This window comes from Pseudomonas sp. DE0157 (assembly GCF_007678615.1).
GTDB classification, from domain to species: Bacteria; Pseudomonadota; Gammaproteobacteria; order Pseudomonadales; family Pseudomonadaceae; genus Aquipseudomonas; species Aquipseudomonas parafulva_B.
This window is the reverse complement of sequence record NZ_VEJN01000054.1, coordinates 1-321: the sequence shown is the minus strand read 5'-3', so window position 1 is coordinate 321 and position 321 is coordinate 1. Positions and strand designations below refer to the sequence as shown.

Sequence of the window (321 nt, the reverse complement as noted above, 5' to 3'; positions counted from 1 at the left end):
CACCGTAGGTTCGGCCACTGCTACTGCGCCGGACAACGTTTATGTGGGTACGAACCCTGCCGTCGTGAACTCGATCGAATCGGTCAGCGGTGCGGATGCCTGGAAGTTCGAGCAACTGACGCTGGATAAAACCCAAGTCAGCACCGAAGTTACCGACGAGCCAGGTTCGGGTACTCCGGGCACGGGTAACCAAGGCGATTTGGTGTTGGTCACCGTTACGGCTGACCAGACCTCCGTTGCCGAGAACGTCAAACCGACGTTCACTGTTCAGATCAACAAGGCCTTGGCCAACGACTTGGTCGTTACTCTGAGCAACAACGC

The 321-nt window shown here is 57.0% G+C and carries 1 protein-coding gene; it reads left to right on the top strand.

Features of this window, described 5'->3' with window-relative positions:
- Positions 1-64 precede the first annotated feature (64 nt).
- On the top strand, positions 65-321 hold a 257-nt coding region (locus FS777_RS21305), incomplete at its 3' end, for a hypothetical protein (RefSeq protein WP_256675213.1).